Origin of the sequence: Paraburkholderia elongata (genome assembly GCF_013177735.1) — a bacterium.
GTDB lineage: Bacteria > Pseudomonadota > Gammaproteobacteria > Burkholderiales > Burkholderiaceae > Paraburkholderia > Paraburkholderia elongata.
The window spans coordinates 1-15930 of the sequence record NZ_WOEZ01000052.1 but is presented as its reverse complement, the minus strand read 5'-3'; the positions used below and the strand labels follow the sequence as shown (position 1 = coordinate 15930).

Here is a 15930-nt window from a genome sequence, read left to right as displayed (position 1 = left end):
CTGCAAGACCGTTCACCAAGAGAAAACGTATGAACATCAGCACACTTTCAGCGGCTCCGACAATCCGCTTGCACGTCGCCATGTCCGCCACGCTTGTCGGCACGATATTGCCGACAGCCGCGCATTCGCAAATGGCCGCGCCCGCCACGGATCCCGTTGAACTCGGCGTCATGCAAGGTTTTCCTCCGCCGGCGGACAAGCTGGTCACGAAAGCGAACTCCATGCGCTTTCCCAACCTTGTCTGGGCGCTGCGAAACACGCGCATGATGATACCGACGGCCAATGTCGAGCATGCGCGTGTGCCGATGCCTTTGCCGGCAGCGTCCGCGCTCGATCCTGAGAAAGTGCAGTTCACCGTGGATGGAACGACGTTGAGCATGAGCGATTATCTGCGGCGAACTTATACCGATGGTTTCATCGTCATTCACGATGGAAAGATCGTCTACGAGGGCTATTTCAATTCCTATACGCCGCATCAGACTCACGCGTGGGCCTCCATGACCAAATCGGTGACCGGACTGATTGCCGCGCAATTAATCGACGAGGGGAAGCTCAACCCGCAGGCGAAACTGTCCACGTACGTACCTGAATTGGCGGGCACCCCTTTTGGTGATGCCACCGTGCAGCAGAACCTCGATATGGAAGTGCCGGTCAGTTATCCGGCGGATCTGCCACCGGATCTGGGTCTCTTTGGCGCCGTAGGATTCATTCCCCGCCGCAGCGATGCACCGGACAGCATCTACGATTTTCTGAAGGTGACACACGCAACGCCGAATGCGACAGCGGGTGAGGTGTGGTACTACCAGAACGGCTCGCCGGAAGCGGTCAGCTGGGCGCTTCGGCGCATTACCGGGTTATCGTGGAGCGAGATGGTATCGCGCTCGATATGGCAAAAAATCGCTGAAGATGATGGTGACGTCGTCGTGGATCGCACGGGAACGGAGATGGCAAGCGGCGGTTTCAATACGACGCTGCGCGACGCCGCACGCTTCGGTGAACTAATGCGCAAGGGGGCGGCCGGCGCTTCGACGCTGTTCCCGGTTTCGTCGATTCTCGCTGCATTGAAGCCAACGGATAACGCTGGCGCATTCGCGAAGGGCAATCTTGCCGCAGGCCGGCCCGGCTATTCCTATCACGACTACTGGTACCAGGTGAACGACGGTGACAGGTCATTCGCTGCCGGCGGGCGATTTGGCCAGTCGATTCTCGTGAATCCCCAAGCTGGAATCACGATCGTCAAGTTTTCATCGTATCCGGATCAAGCCGCGCGCCCGACGAGCGCGGCAGCGGGCAAGGCCATTCCTCGCGCGCCGCTTGCTACTGCGCAAGCATTGGACGCGGCGGCGCGTGCGATCAAGGCCGCCCTCGGATCTTGAACACAGATCCGTGAGCGAGTCTTTCTATAGCGCCTTTCCCCCATCCTGATCAATCAGCCCTTCGCCCACGCGGCGGCCGTGGCAACCGCGAAGTCCCGATAGGATCTTGGCTGCCGCCCGAGCAGCGCAGCCAGGCGATCGACTTCAGCTTTCGAAGCGACTGCGCCGTCCTGTTGATAGCGGCGCATCATCAGGCGCATGTCGTAAGCGAGCCAACCCGGCGCGACCGCCTTGAGACGCTGTTCAAGCGTGTCGAGATCATCACCCCCGTAGCGGACCGGACGTCCCAGTGCCTCGGCCCAGATCGCAGCGATGGTGTCCGACGTCAGCGCATCAGGACCGACGAGTTCGTACGTTTCACGGGGCAGCGGCTTGGCGGCGCGCTCGCGGCGCAGGAGTTCGCGTGCCGCAGCCTCGCCGATATCGCGGACGTCGACCATCGAAATACCTTTGCCGCCAATCGGCATGCCGTAGACGCCGTGCGTCAGCAGCGGGTCTTTCTGCCTGACGTCGTTCTGGATGAAATAGGCGGGGCGCAGCACTGTCGCCGGCAGGTCGCTGTGCTCGATCATGCGCTCGACCGTGTGCTTGCCGGTGAAGTGAGGCACGTCGACGTACTCCGCGCCCTTGAAAACCGACAGGTAAACAATGCCTTTCAAGCCGGCCTCCCGCGCGATGCTGAGGGTCTGCAGGGCCTGTGTCAGTTCGTCCGCGGCGTTGGGGGCTAGGAGGAACAGCGTGCTGACGCCGTTCATTGCGCGCCGCACTGCGTCGATGTCGGACAGATCGCCCTTGATCGCGGTGACGCCAGCAGGGAATTGGGCCTTTTCCGGCGAGCGGGTCAGTGCCCGCACTTCGGCGCCGCTGCCGTTCAGATGGTCGAGAACCTGCTTGCCGATCACGCCCGTGCTGCCAGTTACGAGGATTGCCATGACTTTCTCCTGGGGTTGAATGGACTGGGTTAGTCCGTGAGACGAACAATAGTCGTTCCATTGATAGGCCGAAAGTGCAAGAATCCAGACGCCTCGTCTCGTATATGGAACGATCATGGATTTGACGTCGCTGGCAGATTTCAATGCGGTCGCATTGCACGGCGGCTTCGGGCCGGCCAGTCGGGCGCTCGACCGTCCCAAGGCCACGCTGTCGCGGCGCGTGGCCGAGCTGGAGGAAGACTTGGGCGTGCGGTTGATCGAGCGGGGCGCACGCAGGCTGCGTCTGACCGAGGAAGGTCTCGCACTCCACGAGCGCACGCTGGGGCTGATGGCGGAGATTCAGGAGGCGGGCGAAGCGGTCGCATCGCGCGCGCCGGTGCCGCGCGGGCGCTTGCGCATCAGCGCGCCGGTCGTTTTCGCGCATGTCCTGCTGTGTCAGATCGCTGCGCGCTTTGCGCTGGCCTATCCGCAGGTCGAGCTCGAGATCATTGCTGAAGACCGCGTCGCGGATCCGGTGGAGGACGGCTACGACCTGGTGATCCGTATCGATCCACCGGATGACGAGCAGCTCATAGGGCGGCGCATTCTCGGTGACGAGCGTCTCGTGGTCGCTTCGCCGACCATGTCGATACCGTCGATTCCTGCAAGCGAAGCAGACGAGTTGCAGGTGCCGGCGGTCATGTCGATCGCGGCGCCACCGGGCGTGCTCTGGAACATGAGGACACAAGGCGGCGGTGTGAGGGTCATCAAACCGATGCCGGTGCTGCGGATGTCATCGCTATTGATGGTGCGCGAGGCGGTGCTACAGGGCGTGGGCGCGGCGCTCCTGCCTCGCTTGCTGGTCGAACAGGATGTGTCGACGGGACGGCTCGTTTGCTGGGGAGCGGAAGCGGGTTCGCCCGTGGAAATCTGGGCGCTTTATAGTTCGCGCCGTTTGCTGAGCGCCAAGGTCCGCGCGTTTATGGACATGCTGAAACCGGACTCGGTCAGGTTCTGACGGGCTGCTCCTTGAACAGGGCAAGCGTGCGGCGCATGCGATACGCAATGACACGAACTTGAGCGATACTCGCGAACTTGCGAATGGCAGGCAAAAATATGCTTGCTGAATTTCCCCCGTTTCACTCGATGATTTACGGTGATTTATGTTATCGAGGGACAACTGTCAGGAGAGCATCACTCATGGTTAAGAAACGAATCCGTGCTGCGCTGCTTGGCGTAGTGATCACCGCGATCACTGTGATTGCGCCAGCGTGTCAGGCGCAATACACCACCGACTGGCTGGCGAACACATTCGGAACCCAGGCCGCTCACGTGGGTAATGCCGCGCGCTCAATGTGGGTCGCGCCTGAAGGCGTGATCTATACGGCCTCCCTATGGGATGAAAACGAAGGTGGCGTCGCGATCTACCAGAACGGCAAGAGCATCGGCTCCATTGGAATTAACAGCGAGTTTCAGGGTGGGGCCATCACGGGGAATGCCACGTCGATCTTCGCTGCCTTGCAGTACAGCACTGCGTACGGCAGCGGGGCGGTAGGGCGATACAACCGCGCGACTCAGAAACGCGATCTCCTCATCCCCGCGAGCACATGGACCGCTGTCAAGCGGGCCGATGTCATCACCGGACTCGCAACAACCGGCTCTCTCCTTTATGCGAGCGACTTCTTTGGCAATCGCGTCCGGGTCTTCTCCACCGACGGCGTGTGGCAGCAGGACATCAACGTAGCGAGTCCCGGTGCACTCGCTTTGGATGGCGCGGGAAATCTCTGGGTAGCGCAGCAGAGCGCGGCCGCGATCGTCGAATTCAGTCCGGGCGGCGCTCTGCTGAACACCATCCAGATGTCCGCAGCCTCGCGACCGTCCGCGCTATATTTCGACGCATCATCAGGACAGCTCATGGTCGGCGACCAAGGTCCCGACATGAATATCAAGCTCTACAACGTCTCGGCCACACCGACCCTGGTCGGCACGTTCGGCATTCAGGGCGGCTATCTCGACAACACCACCGGCATCAAAGGCCAGGTTGGCGACAAGCGCTTCACGCGTGTTGCCGGCATCGGCGAAGACGCAGCCGGCAACCTGTATGTGCTCAACAACCCATGGGGCGGAGGGTGGGACCTGGGCCGCAATGGCGGCACCGACCTTCACGCGTATGACAGTGCCGGCAACCCGCAATGGAAGCTTCAGTCCCTCAACTTCGAGGCGGTCGCCGCGCCGGACCCGGTTACGGACGGCGCCTACTTCTATGGTGGCACCAACATTTACACCGGCACTTCTGGAGGCACCTTCGTCGCGAACACCGTTGACCCGTTCAGCTATCCGTCCGATCCCCGCCTCAACATGAACGATACGCAGCGCGACGAGCACTTCGGTCAGCTCGTCAGCGTCGGCGGAAACCGGATCCTCGTCGCGTCCGGACAGAACCCCGGGATCTTTTACTTCTTCCATTTCAACCCGGCGAGCGGTTACATCGCCATTCCGGACGCGTCGATTCCAGGTCCTGCGTTCAATACGACCCGACAGGTCACAGGCGGATTTTGCATCGATAGCCGGGGAGACGTGTGGGCCGGTCTGGACAGGACGAATCACATCTACCACTACCCGCTGACCAGCTTCGATGGCAACGGCAAGCCGACATGGGGACCCGCCATCGCCATCTCCATTCCGCAGACCATCCGGCCATTGACACGCATCATTTACCTGCCGGAGAGCGACACCATGATTCTCGCGCAAGGTATCGCCGGGAGTTGGGACTGGACGGCGATGCAATCGAGGATCGAGGTGTATCACGGCTGGAGCGCGGGCAACACGACGAAGCCCAATCCGGTGATCAACCTCACCAGCGCCAATCCCAAGTCGATCACGGCCGCCGGGAATTATCTTTTTGTCGGCTACGTGCATACGGTGCCCAACATCGACGCCTTCAATCTCACGACGGGTCACCTCGATACGACGCTGATCAACTCGAGTGCGGGTACGGTGGACGTGGGCAACGACGTGGATTCGATGTACGGCCTCAGGGCGTACCTCAGATCGGCCGGTGAGTACGTGATCACGAAAGACAACTACAACGGTTCCAGCCTTATTGTTTATCGCTGGACGCCTTGATCGATTTACTTCAGTGGGGTCAGACGAGAAAAGTTGCGGTGCGTGTTCCACGCTTCGTTGAATTCGCATCGCTCAGTTCTCGCTGCCTATGCATCTACTACTCGGTCGTATTGATATTAATAATATAAAAACGAGCCGCGCTATCCTTTGCTTCGCAGATTTATTTTCCTTCGAAAAGAGCCAAGAACTTGCGTTTTCCGCGCCGCGGTGAGGCAGAGATTTTCCGTTTCCCCTCCTTTGGAAAACCGTCGGAAGCGTTTCCCGGAAGATTCTTGGAACTACTACTTATCATCCATTGTCGTGGTCACGTTACACAGGTGAACCGTTTATAATTCGTCTGCCAAAAAACTGGCTGTAAGTAATGCCGGGCATGCGCCGGAAACCGCATCAATCAAGTAAAGGTTGCGCGGGTAGGCGTGTTCGCGGCGCTGGGTCAACATCCATCATACGAACGGGTTGCGAATGAGTCGAGCGACTTTAACGCTACCTGTCAGCGATTTTCACAGGTATTGCATTGCCGGAATTGGGCTCGAAACCTAATTAGTTTCGGGTTCAGGACGCGCCTGCCGCGTTCTGGATTCGACTCGACCGCGATCGAGGCCGCCCGGTTCGCCATATATCGCCGATAGAATTTTATCAAGCAGACATTTTTTTCTGATAGTAAGTATTACGTAATAATCATCTGTTGACCAATGAAAGATCGAAATGCTGAGCGCGCTGTCTCCTGGCGGTGCTCAGCGTGCGTCCGAATGCCTAACGGTATCTGCCAGCGGATAACGTCACATCGGACGCGCCAGCTTCATCAGCAATGAACGCAATCATCGCGTTCGCCGCTTCAACTCTCTCTGTACTCAAAAACGCCAAGGCGGGACGGCCTAGTTCGATCTTGCTCAATCCTCGGGGATAACCTGCTCTTTAGCGATACATACGCACAATGACGAGAAATTTCAAACTTCTAGGGATTGCGGCTGCAACCGTGTTTGCATGGTTTGGTGCAGAAAACGCGCAGGCTCAAGCGAGCACCATCACCGTCGCAGGACTGCAATACAAGTTGTGCGCACAAGAGAACGACACCTGCAACTTCCTTGGAACAGCCTCGGTGGTGTTCGGTGCGGTTCCGCCCGACGCGCCGTCGGTCATGTTGACGGCCCCCGCTACCTTTAGCAACGGCGTCGGATGTTATGTCGGCGGGGTCTCACAGACAGATCCTGCATTCGGCTACGGCAAGTCATGCTGGATGAGAGCGGTTGCCGCTAGCCCGGCTCCGACACCGACACCGACTCCGACACCGACTCCGACTCCGACACCGACGCCGACGCCGACGCCGACACCGACGCCGACGCCGACGCCGACACCGACGCCGACGCCGACGCCGACTCCGACACCGACTCCGACTCCGACGCCGACTCCGACTCCGACGCCGACTCCGACTCCGACGCCGGGCAGCTCGACCCTCTCGTGCGGCACGCCCACACACACAGCTGGCGGAACCGCCAACGGAGTGATCAGCGCCGACACCCCCACCACCGACGGCATGCGCATTTTCCAGAACAAGGCACCGTTCAAGCTCGCGATTACGACGAACGCACCGAGCGCGGATACGGTCATCTGGTCCGTCGCGGACTCGAATGGCGCGATCAAGACGCAGGGTAGTTTTGCGGTTGGCGCCGGCGTGCAAACCAACTCGATTCCATGCACGTCGACGTGGTCAGGCTATGGCGCGCTTACCGCGACGCTGCGCTCGAACGGAGGCACGTTGCCGAACACCGGAACGCGTCCGGTGGGTATCGCGACGTTTGGCGTGTTGCCGAACCTGACGCCGGTGCTGGGCACCGTCACGTATGCACATCAGGATCAGCACCGCTTCGGCATGCAGGGCTTCAACGGCAACATCGCCGCGCTGCATGATCTGGGCATCTCGTGGACCATCGACGACCGGGAGGTATCGGCCATGGAACCCAATGGTCCCAACACGTACACGCCCAGCGTGAATGACCTCGACCCGTTCTATAAGGCTAATCCCGATCAGATGCGCATCGTGCGTCTTGACGGACTGCCTGCATGGGATTCGAAGACGGGCCAGTTCAACGACAGCTACTATGCGCCGTCGAACATGCCGGAGTTCCAGAGCTTCATGGCCAAGGTCGGCACCGATACGAGTCTGATCCGCGCTGCGAACTACCCGAACCAGCAAAAGAATTACTATCAGGTGACGTGGGAGCCGAGCCTCGGCTGGGCGGATAGCGACGCGAACTTCGTCGCCATGTATAAGGCCGCTTACCAAGGCATTCACTCGACCGATCCGAATGCCGTCGTGATGGGCACCGGCAACCCGTTCCCTGCGAATTGCGACACTTGCACGACCGGCTATCTGCAGAAGTTCGGTGCTTTAGGCTTGTGGAACTACATCGATGCGGTCTCGACGCATGGCTACTGGAATGCCGGCACCTATCCGGCTCATCCGCCCGAATTGCAGGACTCCGATCCGGATCCGGCGAATCAGGCCAACGCGCTCGACAACCAGATGACGCAGTTGCGTTCGGTGATGCAGGCGGGCAAGCCGAACATGAAACTGTTCTTCACCGAAGCTGGCACGAGCTACGATCCGGGTCTTAACTACGGCCCCACGGTGCCGTCGCAGAATCAGTTGTTTGCCCACGCCGCAGTTGGTGTGCGCTCGCACATCCTTGTGCTTGGCGGCGGCGCACAGTTGACGACGCTGTTCTATGGTGCTGACTATCCGGGCGAAGTGGGATACGGCTCGTTCTTCGACCTGGATGACGCACAAGGCGCCTATGGAGCATCGAACCTCTCGCCGAAGCCCGAAGCGATGGCCTTCGCGACGATGACACGTGTGCTGGACGGCACGAATACATTGGGCCGGGTCACGGGTACGCCATCCGGAACCTTTGCGTATGCGTTCCAGCAACTCGGCAACGGCAAGGTGGTGACGGCTGCATGGGCGCACAACAATGCGCAGTGGCCCGCGAGCAGCGGCCTTTATAGCCAGACGTACTCGACCAGCTATTCGCTTCAGGTCGACAGCGCCGGTACGTCGGGCAATGTGACGAAGATCGATGGTTACGGCAATGCCAGTACGCTTGCCTATACCAACGGCAAAGTCACGCTGACTCTCACCGAGGTGCCGCAGTACATCGTATCGAACAACGCGACGGTTGCCAAAACCAATGCGACTGTTCCGGTCGGGTATATGGGCCAATAAGTGGGCCAATAAGGCTGAGTAGTATCGACGCGCCGCTGGCGAGCGTGGCGGCGCGTCGATCAACGTGTTCCGATTAAGGGCCGATTGCCGGGCCCGTTGCCCATGCAACGATCAGGCAGAGCAGCGGCATTGTCGCCACAATCAGAAACTGAAAGCTTCTATCCGCGCCTTCTCAGGCTGCCGCGTCTCGCAGATCTCTTATGTGTTGGTATACGGTTGCGCGCCCCATCCCCAGCACGTTTGCCACATAGTTCGCGGCACTTTTCCCCTTGAATGCTCCTTCGGCCCAAAGGGCTTCCACTAGTTCGCGACGATGGTCGCGGGTCAGTGAGTTCAGCGCCAGCTGGCGTTCCTGAAGCCATGCGTGAAGAAACGTGTTGATGCGTTCTTGCCAGTCGTCCTTGAACAACTCTTCAGGCTGCTTGACCACGCCGGCGCCGGAGATCACGCGGTCGATGACATGTTTCATGTCCTCGAAGACCGCAATGTTGTAGTTCACGCACATCACACCAACGGCAACGCCGGCGTCGTCAAAGAGTACCGTGCTGACGCAGCGCATCCGCCGGCCGTCCCAATTGATTTTCTCGTAGGGGCCGATCGTGCCTGACTCCACCGTATGGTCGATTTCTTCCAGTGCCGATTCGTCGCCCAGTTCACGCTTGGACAGGTTATTGGCTATGTAAGCAATGGTCTGGCTTTGCAAGTCGTGAATGACGATTTCAACGTAGGGAAAAAAGAGCAGTGCGATGCCGTCGGCGACACGGCCGTATCGATCCAGAAGAAGTCTGCGTGCGGCCGATGTCTTAGTCTTTCGCATAGGGATGGGTGAGATCTACGTGTCTGAATAGTTCGTTGGCGATCGCCACGTCTTCAAGTCCGAGTCCGATCGAGCGAAAATAAGCGTGCCGTCGCCAGGAGGGTTTTCTGGCTGCGCCGGACACCAGCTCAGGCAGGTCGCCGAGTATGCTTTCCGGCGACCAGTCATGCAACTGCGCCGCCAATTTCATTTCCCCCGCGCTGGCAGGCGTAGTTTGCCGGTAGTCGCAATAAACATCCATGTCTCGAAGCCACGCGGGTGGAATTTCGTGAGCATTCGCGACGTTCGTGCTGATCGACGTGATGAGCGCCGGCTTTGTCAGCATTTCTTCCGATAGTACCGGCGTGCCTGAGGACGTGCACAACGCCACCACATCGGCATCGCGCAAACAATCTTCAAGCTTGGTGCAAACCTGCACACGGTCACCAAGGGCAGTGATTGCCGCGCGCTTCGCCTCGTTCCCCGCAAGCCCGGGTGAAAACACACTGATCGAGTCCCATGGCCGCAACGCCGCGAGATGGCGTAAATGAGCCTGTCCCACCGCACCGGCGCCGACGATGGCGAGCCGGCGCGCGTCGGGCGCCGCAAGGTAATCCACCGCTAGTGCGGTTGCACCGGCGGTGCGCTCGATGGTGAGCAGGCCCGCGTCGCACCACATCAAAGGCTGCCCCGTTTCCATCGACATCAGCGCGGTCCACGCCGTAATGACCGGTTTCGATTCGGTCACGATGTACGGCGACAACTTGGCTCCAAATACCTTGGCGTCCGCCATGACTCCGAGGTACGTAATGAAATCGCCGGCCCCTTGCGGAAAGGGGGTGAAGGTCTGAGACGGCTGCACCGCGGCGTCGTTCGCCAGCGCGAGAAACATGCGTGTCAACGCACCGCGCACATCGAGATGGGGTAGTGCTTTACGCACCGCGTCCTGCTGGACGATCAACAGGAATGCTTTGTCTGTGCTGCTCATGGGCCTGCTCTCCACATCGTTGCCGGCTTGCGGCGTCAGCACAATTCTAAAGTCAAAAAGTCCAGTTTGGACTTTTATTTTGAAAATCGCTTGCATTTGTGGATGTCCAGAATAGACTGTTGTTCCAGAACGAGTGTGAGAAGCCGGTTTCCTTTGCATCTCACGCGGCTTCTCGAGGTTGCGCCGTTAGCGACCGTTCGCGCCCTGAATTCGCGACCCTTCAACTACACCGGGAACCACCATGTCTCTGAAGCTTTCACTCCCACTTCTCGTCGCTGCTGCGCTAATCGGTTCGGTTGGCACCGTCAGCGCAGAAACTCAAAGCACCTTGCGTTTCGGCATCGAGGCAGCGTATCCGCCGTTCGAGAGCAAGTCGCCGACCGGGCAATTGCAGGGATTCGACGTTGATGTCGGCAACGCGGTTTGTGCAAAGATGGGCGTGAAATGCGAGTGGGTGGAGAACTCGTTCGACGGCCTGATTCCCGCATTGCAGGCGCGCAAATTCGACGTCATCAATTCCGCTATGAACATCACGGACAAACGCAAACAGTCCATCGATTTCACGCCGGCGATCTACGTGGTGCCGATCGTGATGGTGGCAAAGCGTGGTTCCCCCTTACTGCCGGATGTGAAGAGCCTGCAGGGCAAGCGCGTCGGCGTCCTGCAGGGATCGTCGCAGGAAGATTTCCTCAAGGCCCACTGGGCGAATGCCGGCGTATCGATTGTCTCGTACCAGGACCAGGATCAGGTGTATGCCGACCTCGTTGCCGGACGCCTGGATGCTGCCGTCCAGGAAGCGCAGACTGTTGAGGATGGTTTCCTGAACAAGCCGTCAGGCCACGACTATGCGATTGTCGGCCAGCCGCTCAGCGATCCGGCAACGCTTGGCGAAGGAACAGGTTTTGGCCTGCGCAAGGGCGACAAGGCGTTGGCCGGAAAGATCGATGCCGCGCTCAACGCTTTGAAGAAGGACGGTACGCTCAGCAATCTTTCGCAGAAGTATTTCAAGCGCGACATTATCGCGAAGTAATGTATGGATTTCGATGTGATCGTGCTGGGAGCCGGGATCGTCGGCGTGTCGTCGGCGCTGCATCTGCAGGATCGCGGACGCCGTGTGGCCCTCGTCGATCGACGCGGCCCCGGCGAAGAGACCAGCTTCGGCAATGCAGGTTTCATCGAGCGCTCGTCGGTGGTCCCTTACGGCTTTCCACGCGATCTCGGTACGCTGCTGCGTTACATGCGCAATCAATCCACCGACCTTTACTGGGACCACAAGGCCTTGCCGTCTTTCGCCACGTGGCTCGCGCGGTTTTGGTGGGAGTCGTCTCCAGAGCGGCTCGAGGCTGCCGCGCGCGACATGCTGCCGTTGATCCGCGAGAGCGTCGCCGAGCACGACGTGCTGATCGGGCGTGCGGGCCTCGAAAGGCTCGCACATGACGGTGGCTGGCTCGAGGCATTTCGCACGCGAACGGAATTCGAACGGCAGGCGGCAGCCGCCGAAGTGACGGCGAGTCAATATGGGTTGCGTGTGGCGCCGCTCGACGCCGCGCGGCTTCTGGCGCGCGAACCTGGCTTAGGCGCCGGTTTTTGTGGCGCCTTGCATTGGCAGGACCCGAAGAGTATTTCCAATCCGGGGGCGTTGACGAAGGGCTATGCGCGACTGTTCGAGGACGGCGGCGGCACGCTTCTGACCGGAGAGGCGACCACGGTACGTCTGGATGCCGACGCATGGACCGTGCAGACGTCGCAAGGCTGGATCAGTGCCAAAGAAGTGGTCGTGGCACTCGGCCCGTGGTCCGACAAGGTTTTTGCGCCGCTCGGATATCGCATACCGTTGCGCGCGAAACGCGGTTATCACATGCACTACGAGGCCACGAAGGCGATGCTCTCGGTACCGCTTGTCGACACGGAGAGAGGGTACGTCGTGGCGCCGATGGAAGGCCGTTTGCGCTTGACGACAGGCGTTGAAATCGCCCGGCGCGACGCCCCACCCACGGGCATTCAACTCGCGCGCGCGGAAAACATCGCCCGGCCGGTATTTGGTCTGGGCCCCCGGCTGGACGAAGCGCCGTGGCTCGGATGGCGTCCTTGTACGCCGGACATGCGGCCCGTCATCGGACGAGCGCCTCGCCATCGAGGACTCTGGTTCGCGTTTGGCCACAACCACCACGGATTGACACTCGGTCCCGTGACGGGCCGTTTGCTGGCGGAAATGATGACGGGCGCCCAGCCTTTCGCCGATCCTTATCCGTTTCGTCCTGAGCGGTTCCGGTAAGTGACCGCACCGCCGCCAAGTTGGCCGGGGACCGTGCGTGGCTGTTTCTTCGCCGCCCTACACTTCGCCAGGGTTTGAGTCGCACAACCAGCGCAGCGAGCACCGTCTAGCTAGCGCTGCTTGATGGTTCAGGGCGGCGTTGGCGGGTCGCATCGATCGGCAGCACTGCCACTACGATGGCGCCGATCACGAGCAGTGCCGCCGCGTAGAGCAATCCCGCCGAAAAACTATGCGTCAGATCTTTCAGCCAGCCCACCACGAGTGGATTCAAGGCCGAGCCGATATTGCCGGTGGCATTAATCACTGCGATGCCGACCGCGCGGGCTCGGAAACTCAGCGCGTGATCGGGCGTCGTCCAGAAGATCGACATGGCGGTGTACGATCCTGCCGACGCCAGGCAGATACCCAGCATCTGGACCACGGGGTTCGCCGAGTAAGCCGTGCAAAGCCAGCCAGCAGCAGAGAACAGCATTGGCAGCATGAGGTGCCATTTGCGCTCCTGCTTGCGATCGGAGCGCCTCCCCCACCAGATCATCGCTACGATGGTGCAGATTTGCGGGATCGCAGCCAGCAGACCGATGGTGCGGTTGCTGGCGTCCGCGCTAAAGCTTTTCACGATCAGTGGTGTCCAGACCGCGACCATGGCGAGCGTATTGACGAGACAGAAGTAGGCGAGCGCAAACTTGATCACGGTCGGTGAGACGAGTTCTCTGAGAAGGCTTCTTTGTTCCGTTGCCGACGTGCGCGGCACGGGGTCTGCCTGGTGCTCCGCGGCAAGCGTCCGCGACAGCGTGCGCTTTTCATCGGCGCTGAGCCAGGTTGCCTTTTCCGGGGCGTCGTGCAGATAAGCGAACACAACCAGTCCCAGGATCGCCGAGGGCAAGCCTTCAAGAAAAAACAGCCATTGCCAGCCCCTGAGTCCGAGGGTGCCGTCCAGTGCAAGGATGTATCCCGACAGGGCGGAGCCGACGGCGGCTGTCACCGGCATCGCGATCATGAATAAGGCGTTGGCTCTCGCGCGATATGCACTGGGAAACCAGTAGGTCATGTAGAGCAGAACGCCCGGCAGAAAGCCCGCTTCTGTAACGCCGACCAAAACGCGCAGCAGGTATAACGTGCCGGGGCTGGACGCAAACATGGTCGCCGTGGATGCCAGACCCCAGGCGATCATGATGGTGCCGATCCATTTCTTTGCACCAATGCGCGCCAGGACGATGTTGCTCGGAATGCCGAAAGCGATGTAGGCGAGATAGAACAATGTCGTGGCCAGGCCGAACTGCACCCCAGAAAGCCCCAGGTCCTTCATCATCGTCAGTCCGGCGAATCCGATATTTATCCGATCCAGGAACGAGAAAAAGAACAGAACAAAGAGGAACCACAGCAAGTGCCGCGAGACTTTTGCCATGACCTGCTTTTCGAGTGTGGCGGGGTCCGGTGCGGCGTCGTTCGAAGGCGTTCCACGCAACAGGCCGCGGTCGGCCGATGGGGTCGTTTCCATGTAGGTCGTCTCCACGATGAGGACTATGTCGAGCGCCGGCGCACTCGATGCAATCGCGTCAGTTTCGTCCGGGAGGCGAAGTATGGCGATGACGGAAGTATGAAGTGCCGCCAGTTCGCGATGTCCCCAAAATGGGTACAACATGACGGGCGCGATGGGCTAGGGGAAACCCGCGGCGTCACGCGCCAGCCTGAGCAGCCGGCGTCGGGTTGGCAGGACAGTTCAGGGTTAGTTTTTGCCGGGAGCCAGGCACAAGGCGAACAACTGACGCTGGCTTGAAATGCCGAGGCGGCGGTAAGCGCGCTTCTGGTAGGTCACGACGCTGGAGGCCTTGACGCCCATCAGTTCGCCGATTTCTTGCGCGGTGCGGCCCTCCAGAACGCCGCAGAGCACATCGAGCTCACGCTTCGATAAGTCCGGGCAGATCCCACGGACCCGTGCCAGCATGAGCTGCGGAATACCGGTCTGAATTTGGCCACAAAGCGCGTAATGATGCCTGGCGGCGTGAGCGATCAGTGGAGCGAAGGCTTCGATCAGCGCGATTTCATCCGGGTGAAAATTTCCACGCCTACGGTCGCGATATAGATTGACTGAGAGCCAGATGTCCTGCGACGGCTGCAGCAAAAGGGAAAGCCGGCCCGACACTTCGGGCTGGTGATAACAAGCGGCCCGATAGCCCTCATGCAAGATGTCTTCGCTAGCTTGTTGGTGGAGCAGGACGGCCGAGCCGAGTTTCTCGGGACGGGCCGCCGAGATAATCGTCTGGTTGCCGTCTAGCGCGTAGAAGGTCTTGGCATACGTATCTGCCACATTGCGCAAATATCGGCCGCCGCGATGATCCGCTACGGAGATCGTTCTGGGGCGATTGCCGAACTCATAGGCAAACACGGTGCACTGTGAGATTCCCGCTGCATCCCCTAACAACTTCAAGACTTCCGCGGCAAATGCGTTGGAGTCGTCACACCCAATGGCTGAGACCAGGCTTGTCGCCCGCGAAAGCTCGGCGCAATCCGCTTGATTGACGGAATCGCGAGCACTGAAACCAGTATCTTTCTATCGACGCACAAGATGTGAGCCAGCAGGACGAATCCAGCTTTTATTCGCCATCCCAATAGCCCGCGCTTTTGCCGCCAGGACCGATAGCGTTGAAGCCGTCAGGACCATCGACCATCGCGGAATATTTGTTCGAATCCGGGTACTCGCAGATTTCCGGCGACTGCTGCGTGCTGATTGCGAGGTAGCGCAGCTCCTGATCGCTCGAATTCACGATCTGGTGCGCTGTCGTTGTATCGCCGGCTGGACAGGCGATCACATCCCCGGCACGTATCGGATGAAGCGTGTCGCCGATCCGCACCTCGCCCTGTCCACTCAACACGAAAAACATTTCTTCATTCACGCGGTGATTGTGGAATGGGAATGCACGCATTCCTGGCGCCAATGCGATGACGTTATAGCCGAGTTTATGCGCTCCCAAGCGGCGTCCCAACATGCCGATCTGTGGTGCGAAACGCGTCGTGGCATCGCCGGTCGGTGCGTATTCGGGCGGTAGCGGATGCAATTCGACGGAATCAATATTGATGATGCGATTGCTCATGACGGCCTCGGTCTCAAGAGGCTGTCGCAAAACATTTCTGCTGTGCGTCCAATTGAAGCCCGGGCGTTGATGTGATTGCTGGCGCGAGCCAACAAATCGAGGAAATCTGTCCGGAAAACATTGCGCGACCTCGTGGAGGCCGC

At 59.8% G+C, this 15930-nt stretch carries 13 protein-coding genes and 1 pseudogene; 7 read left to right on the top strand and 7 right to left on the bottom strand.

The genetic code is table 11. The annotated features are described in order from the left end of the window. The first annotated feature begins 29 nt into the window (after positions 1-29). Positions 30-1376: a serine hydrolase domain-containing protein gene (locus GNZ13_RS11210; RefSeq protein WP_236001949.1), complete on the top strand. Its 1347-nt coding sequence runs from the start codon at positions 30-32 to the stop codon at positions 1374-1376. A 53-nt stretch (positions 1377-1429) separates the two neighbouring features. On the opposite strand, the gene GNZ13_RS11205 is transcribed toward GNZ13_RS11210, so the two are convergent. Next, complete coding sequence (locus GNZ13_RS11205) at positions 1430-2308, bottom strand: NmrA/HSCARG family protein (RefSeq protein WP_172163585.1); 879 nt, start codon at positions 2306-2308, stop codon at positions 1430-1432. A 115-nt stretch (positions 2309-2423) separates the two neighbouring features. On the opposite strand from GNZ13_RS11205, the gene GNZ13_RS11200 reads away from it, so the two are divergent. Both GNZ13_RS11200 and GNZ13_RS11195 read left to right on the top strand, forming a co-directional pair. Further along, entirely contained in the window at positions 2424-3305 is an 882-nt protein-coding gene (locus tag GNZ13_RS11200; protein WP_172163582.1) for a LysR family transcriptional regulator, read from the top strand. Between the two features lie 182 nt (positions 3306-3487). Beyond that, positions 3488-5413 carry an NHL repeat-containing protein gene (locus GNZ13_RS11195; RefSeq protein ID WP_172163579.1) on the top strand — a complete coding sequence of 642 codons (1926 nt, stop codon included), beginning with the start codon at positions 3488-3490 and terminating at the stop codon, positions 5411-5413. A 1253-nt stretch (positions 5414-6666) separates the two neighbouring features. Here GNZ13_RS11195 and GNZ13_RS53815 read toward each other — a convergent pair. Further along, a complete protein-coding gene (locus GNZ13_RS53815) occupies positions 6667-6798 on the bottom strand; it encodes a hypothetical protein (protein ID WP_328807217.1) in 132 nt (43 codons plus the stop codon). Between the two features lie 116 nt (positions 6799-6914). On the opposite strand from GNZ13_RS53815, the gene GNZ13_RS11190 reads away from it, so the two are divergent. After that, complete coding sequence (locus GNZ13_RS11190) at positions 6915-8636, top strand: hypothetical protein (RefSeq protein ID WP_172163576.1); 1722 nt, start codon at positions 6915-6917, stop codon at positions 8634-8636. A gap of 172 nt (positions 8637-8808) precedes the next feature. Here the strand turns inward: GNZ13_RS11190 and GNZ13_RS11185 are convergent, their stop codons facing one another. Together GNZ13_RS11185 and GNZ13_RS11180 are read right to left on the bottom strand one after the other, a co-directional pair. Continuing rightward, complete coding sequence (locus GNZ13_RS11185) at positions 8809-9453, bottom strand: helix-turn-helix transcriptional regulator (RefSeq protein WP_172163573.1); 645 nt, start codon at positions 9451-9453, stop codon at positions 8809-8811. Beyond that, positions 9440-10420: an ornithine cyclodeaminase family protein gene (locus GNZ13_RS11180; protein ID WP_172163570.1), complete on the bottom strand. Its 981-nt coding sequence runs from the start codon at positions 10418-10420 to the stop codon at positions 9440-9442. Before GNZ13_RS11180 ends, GNZ13_RS11185 begins: the two co-directional genes overlap by 14 nt. A gap of 241 nt (positions 10421-10661) precedes the next feature. Between GNZ13_RS11180 and GNZ13_RS11175 the strand changes: the two genes are divergently transcribed. Then, positions 10662-11450, top strand: coding sequence for an ABC transporter substrate-binding protein (locus tag GNZ13_RS11175; protein ID WP_172163567.1), 789 nt, complete (start codon positions 10662-10664; stop codon positions 11448-11450). 3 nt (positions 11451-11453) lie between these two features. Then, positions 11454-12695 (top strand): NAD(P)/FAD-dependent oxidoreductase, encoded by a 1242-nt coding sequence (locus GNZ13_RS11170; RefSeq protein WP_172163564.1) that lies wholly within the window; start codon positions 11454-11456, stop codon positions 12693-12695. A 106-nt stretch (positions 12696-12801) separates the two neighbouring features. Here the strand turns inward: GNZ13_RS11170 and GNZ13_RS11165 are convergent, their stop codons facing one another. Both GNZ13_RS11165 and GNZ13_RS11160 read right to left on the bottom strand, forming a co-directional pair. Then, positions 12802-14193, bottom strand: coding sequence for an MFS transporter (locus GNZ13_RS11165; RefSeq protein WP_172163561.1), 1392 nt, complete (start codon positions 14191-14193; stop codon positions 12802-12804). A 228-nt stretch (positions 14194-14421) separates the two neighbouring features. Continuing rightward, positions 14422-15174 (bottom strand): helix-turn-helix transcriptional regulator, encoded by a 753-nt coding sequence (locus tag GNZ13_RS11160; RefSeq protein ID WP_172163734.1) that lies wholly within the window; start codon positions 15172-15174, stop codon positions 14422-14424. A gap of 12 nt (positions 15175-15186) precedes the next feature. Here GNZ13_RS11160 and GNZ13_RS53810 point away from each other — a divergent pair. Beyond that, positions 15187-15267 (top strand): annotated as a pseudogene (locus GNZ13_RS53810) (Lrp/AsnC family transcriptional regulator); the annotation flags it as partial. Positions 15268-15289: 22 nt separating this feature from the next. Here GNZ13_RS53810 and GNZ13_RS11155 read toward each other — a convergent pair. Beyond that, positions 15290-15787, bottom strand: a complete 498-nt coding sequence (locus tag GNZ13_RS11155) for a cupin domain-containing protein (protein WP_172163558.1) — start codon at positions 15785-15787, stop codon at positions 15290-15292. Positions 15788-15930 lie beyond the last annotated feature (143 nt).

Bases quoted from the DNA above. Each gene is read 5' to 3' on its own strand.
- GNZ13_RS11170 (WP_172163564.1), top strand. From the start codon at position 11,454: ATGGATTTCGATGTGATCGTGCTGGGAGCCGGGATCGTCGGCGTGTCG.
- GNZ13_RS11155 (WP_172163558.1), bottom strand. From the start codon at position 15,787: ATGAGCAATCGCATCATCAATATTGATTCCGTCGAATTGCATCCGCTA.
- GNZ13_RS11210 (WP_236001949.1), top strand. From the start codon at position 30: ATGAACATCAGCACACTTTCAGCGGCTCCGACAATCCGCTTGCACGTC.
- GNZ13_RS11185 (WP_172163573.1), bottom strand. From the start codon at position 9,453: ATGCGAAAGACTAAGACATCGGCCGCACGCAGACTTCTTCTGGATCGA.
- GNZ13_RS11205 (WP_172163585.1), bottom strand. From the start codon at position 2,308: ATGGCAATCCTCGTAACTGGCAGCACGGGCGTGATCGGCAAGCAGGTT.
- GNZ13_RS11165 (WP_172163561.1), bottom strand. From the start codon at position 14,193: ATGGAAACGACCCCATCGGCCGACCGCGGCCTGTTGCGTGGAACGCCT.
- GNZ13_RS11175 (WP_172163567.1), top strand. From the start codon at position 10,662: ATGTCTCTGAAGCTTTCACTCCCACTTCTCGTCGCTGCTGCGCTAATC.
- GNZ13_RS11195 (WP_172163579.1), top strand. From the start codon at position 3,488: ATGGTTAAGAAACGAATCCGTGCTGCGCTGCTTGGCGTAGTGATCACC.
- GNZ13_RS11200 (WP_172163582.1), top strand. From the start codon at position 2,424: ATGGATTTGACGTCGCTGGCAGATTTCAATGCGGTCGCATTGCACGGC.
- GNZ13_RS11180 (WP_172163570.1), bottom strand. From the start codon at position 10,420: ATGAGCAGCACAGACAAAGCATTCCTGTTGATCGTCCAGCAGGACGCG.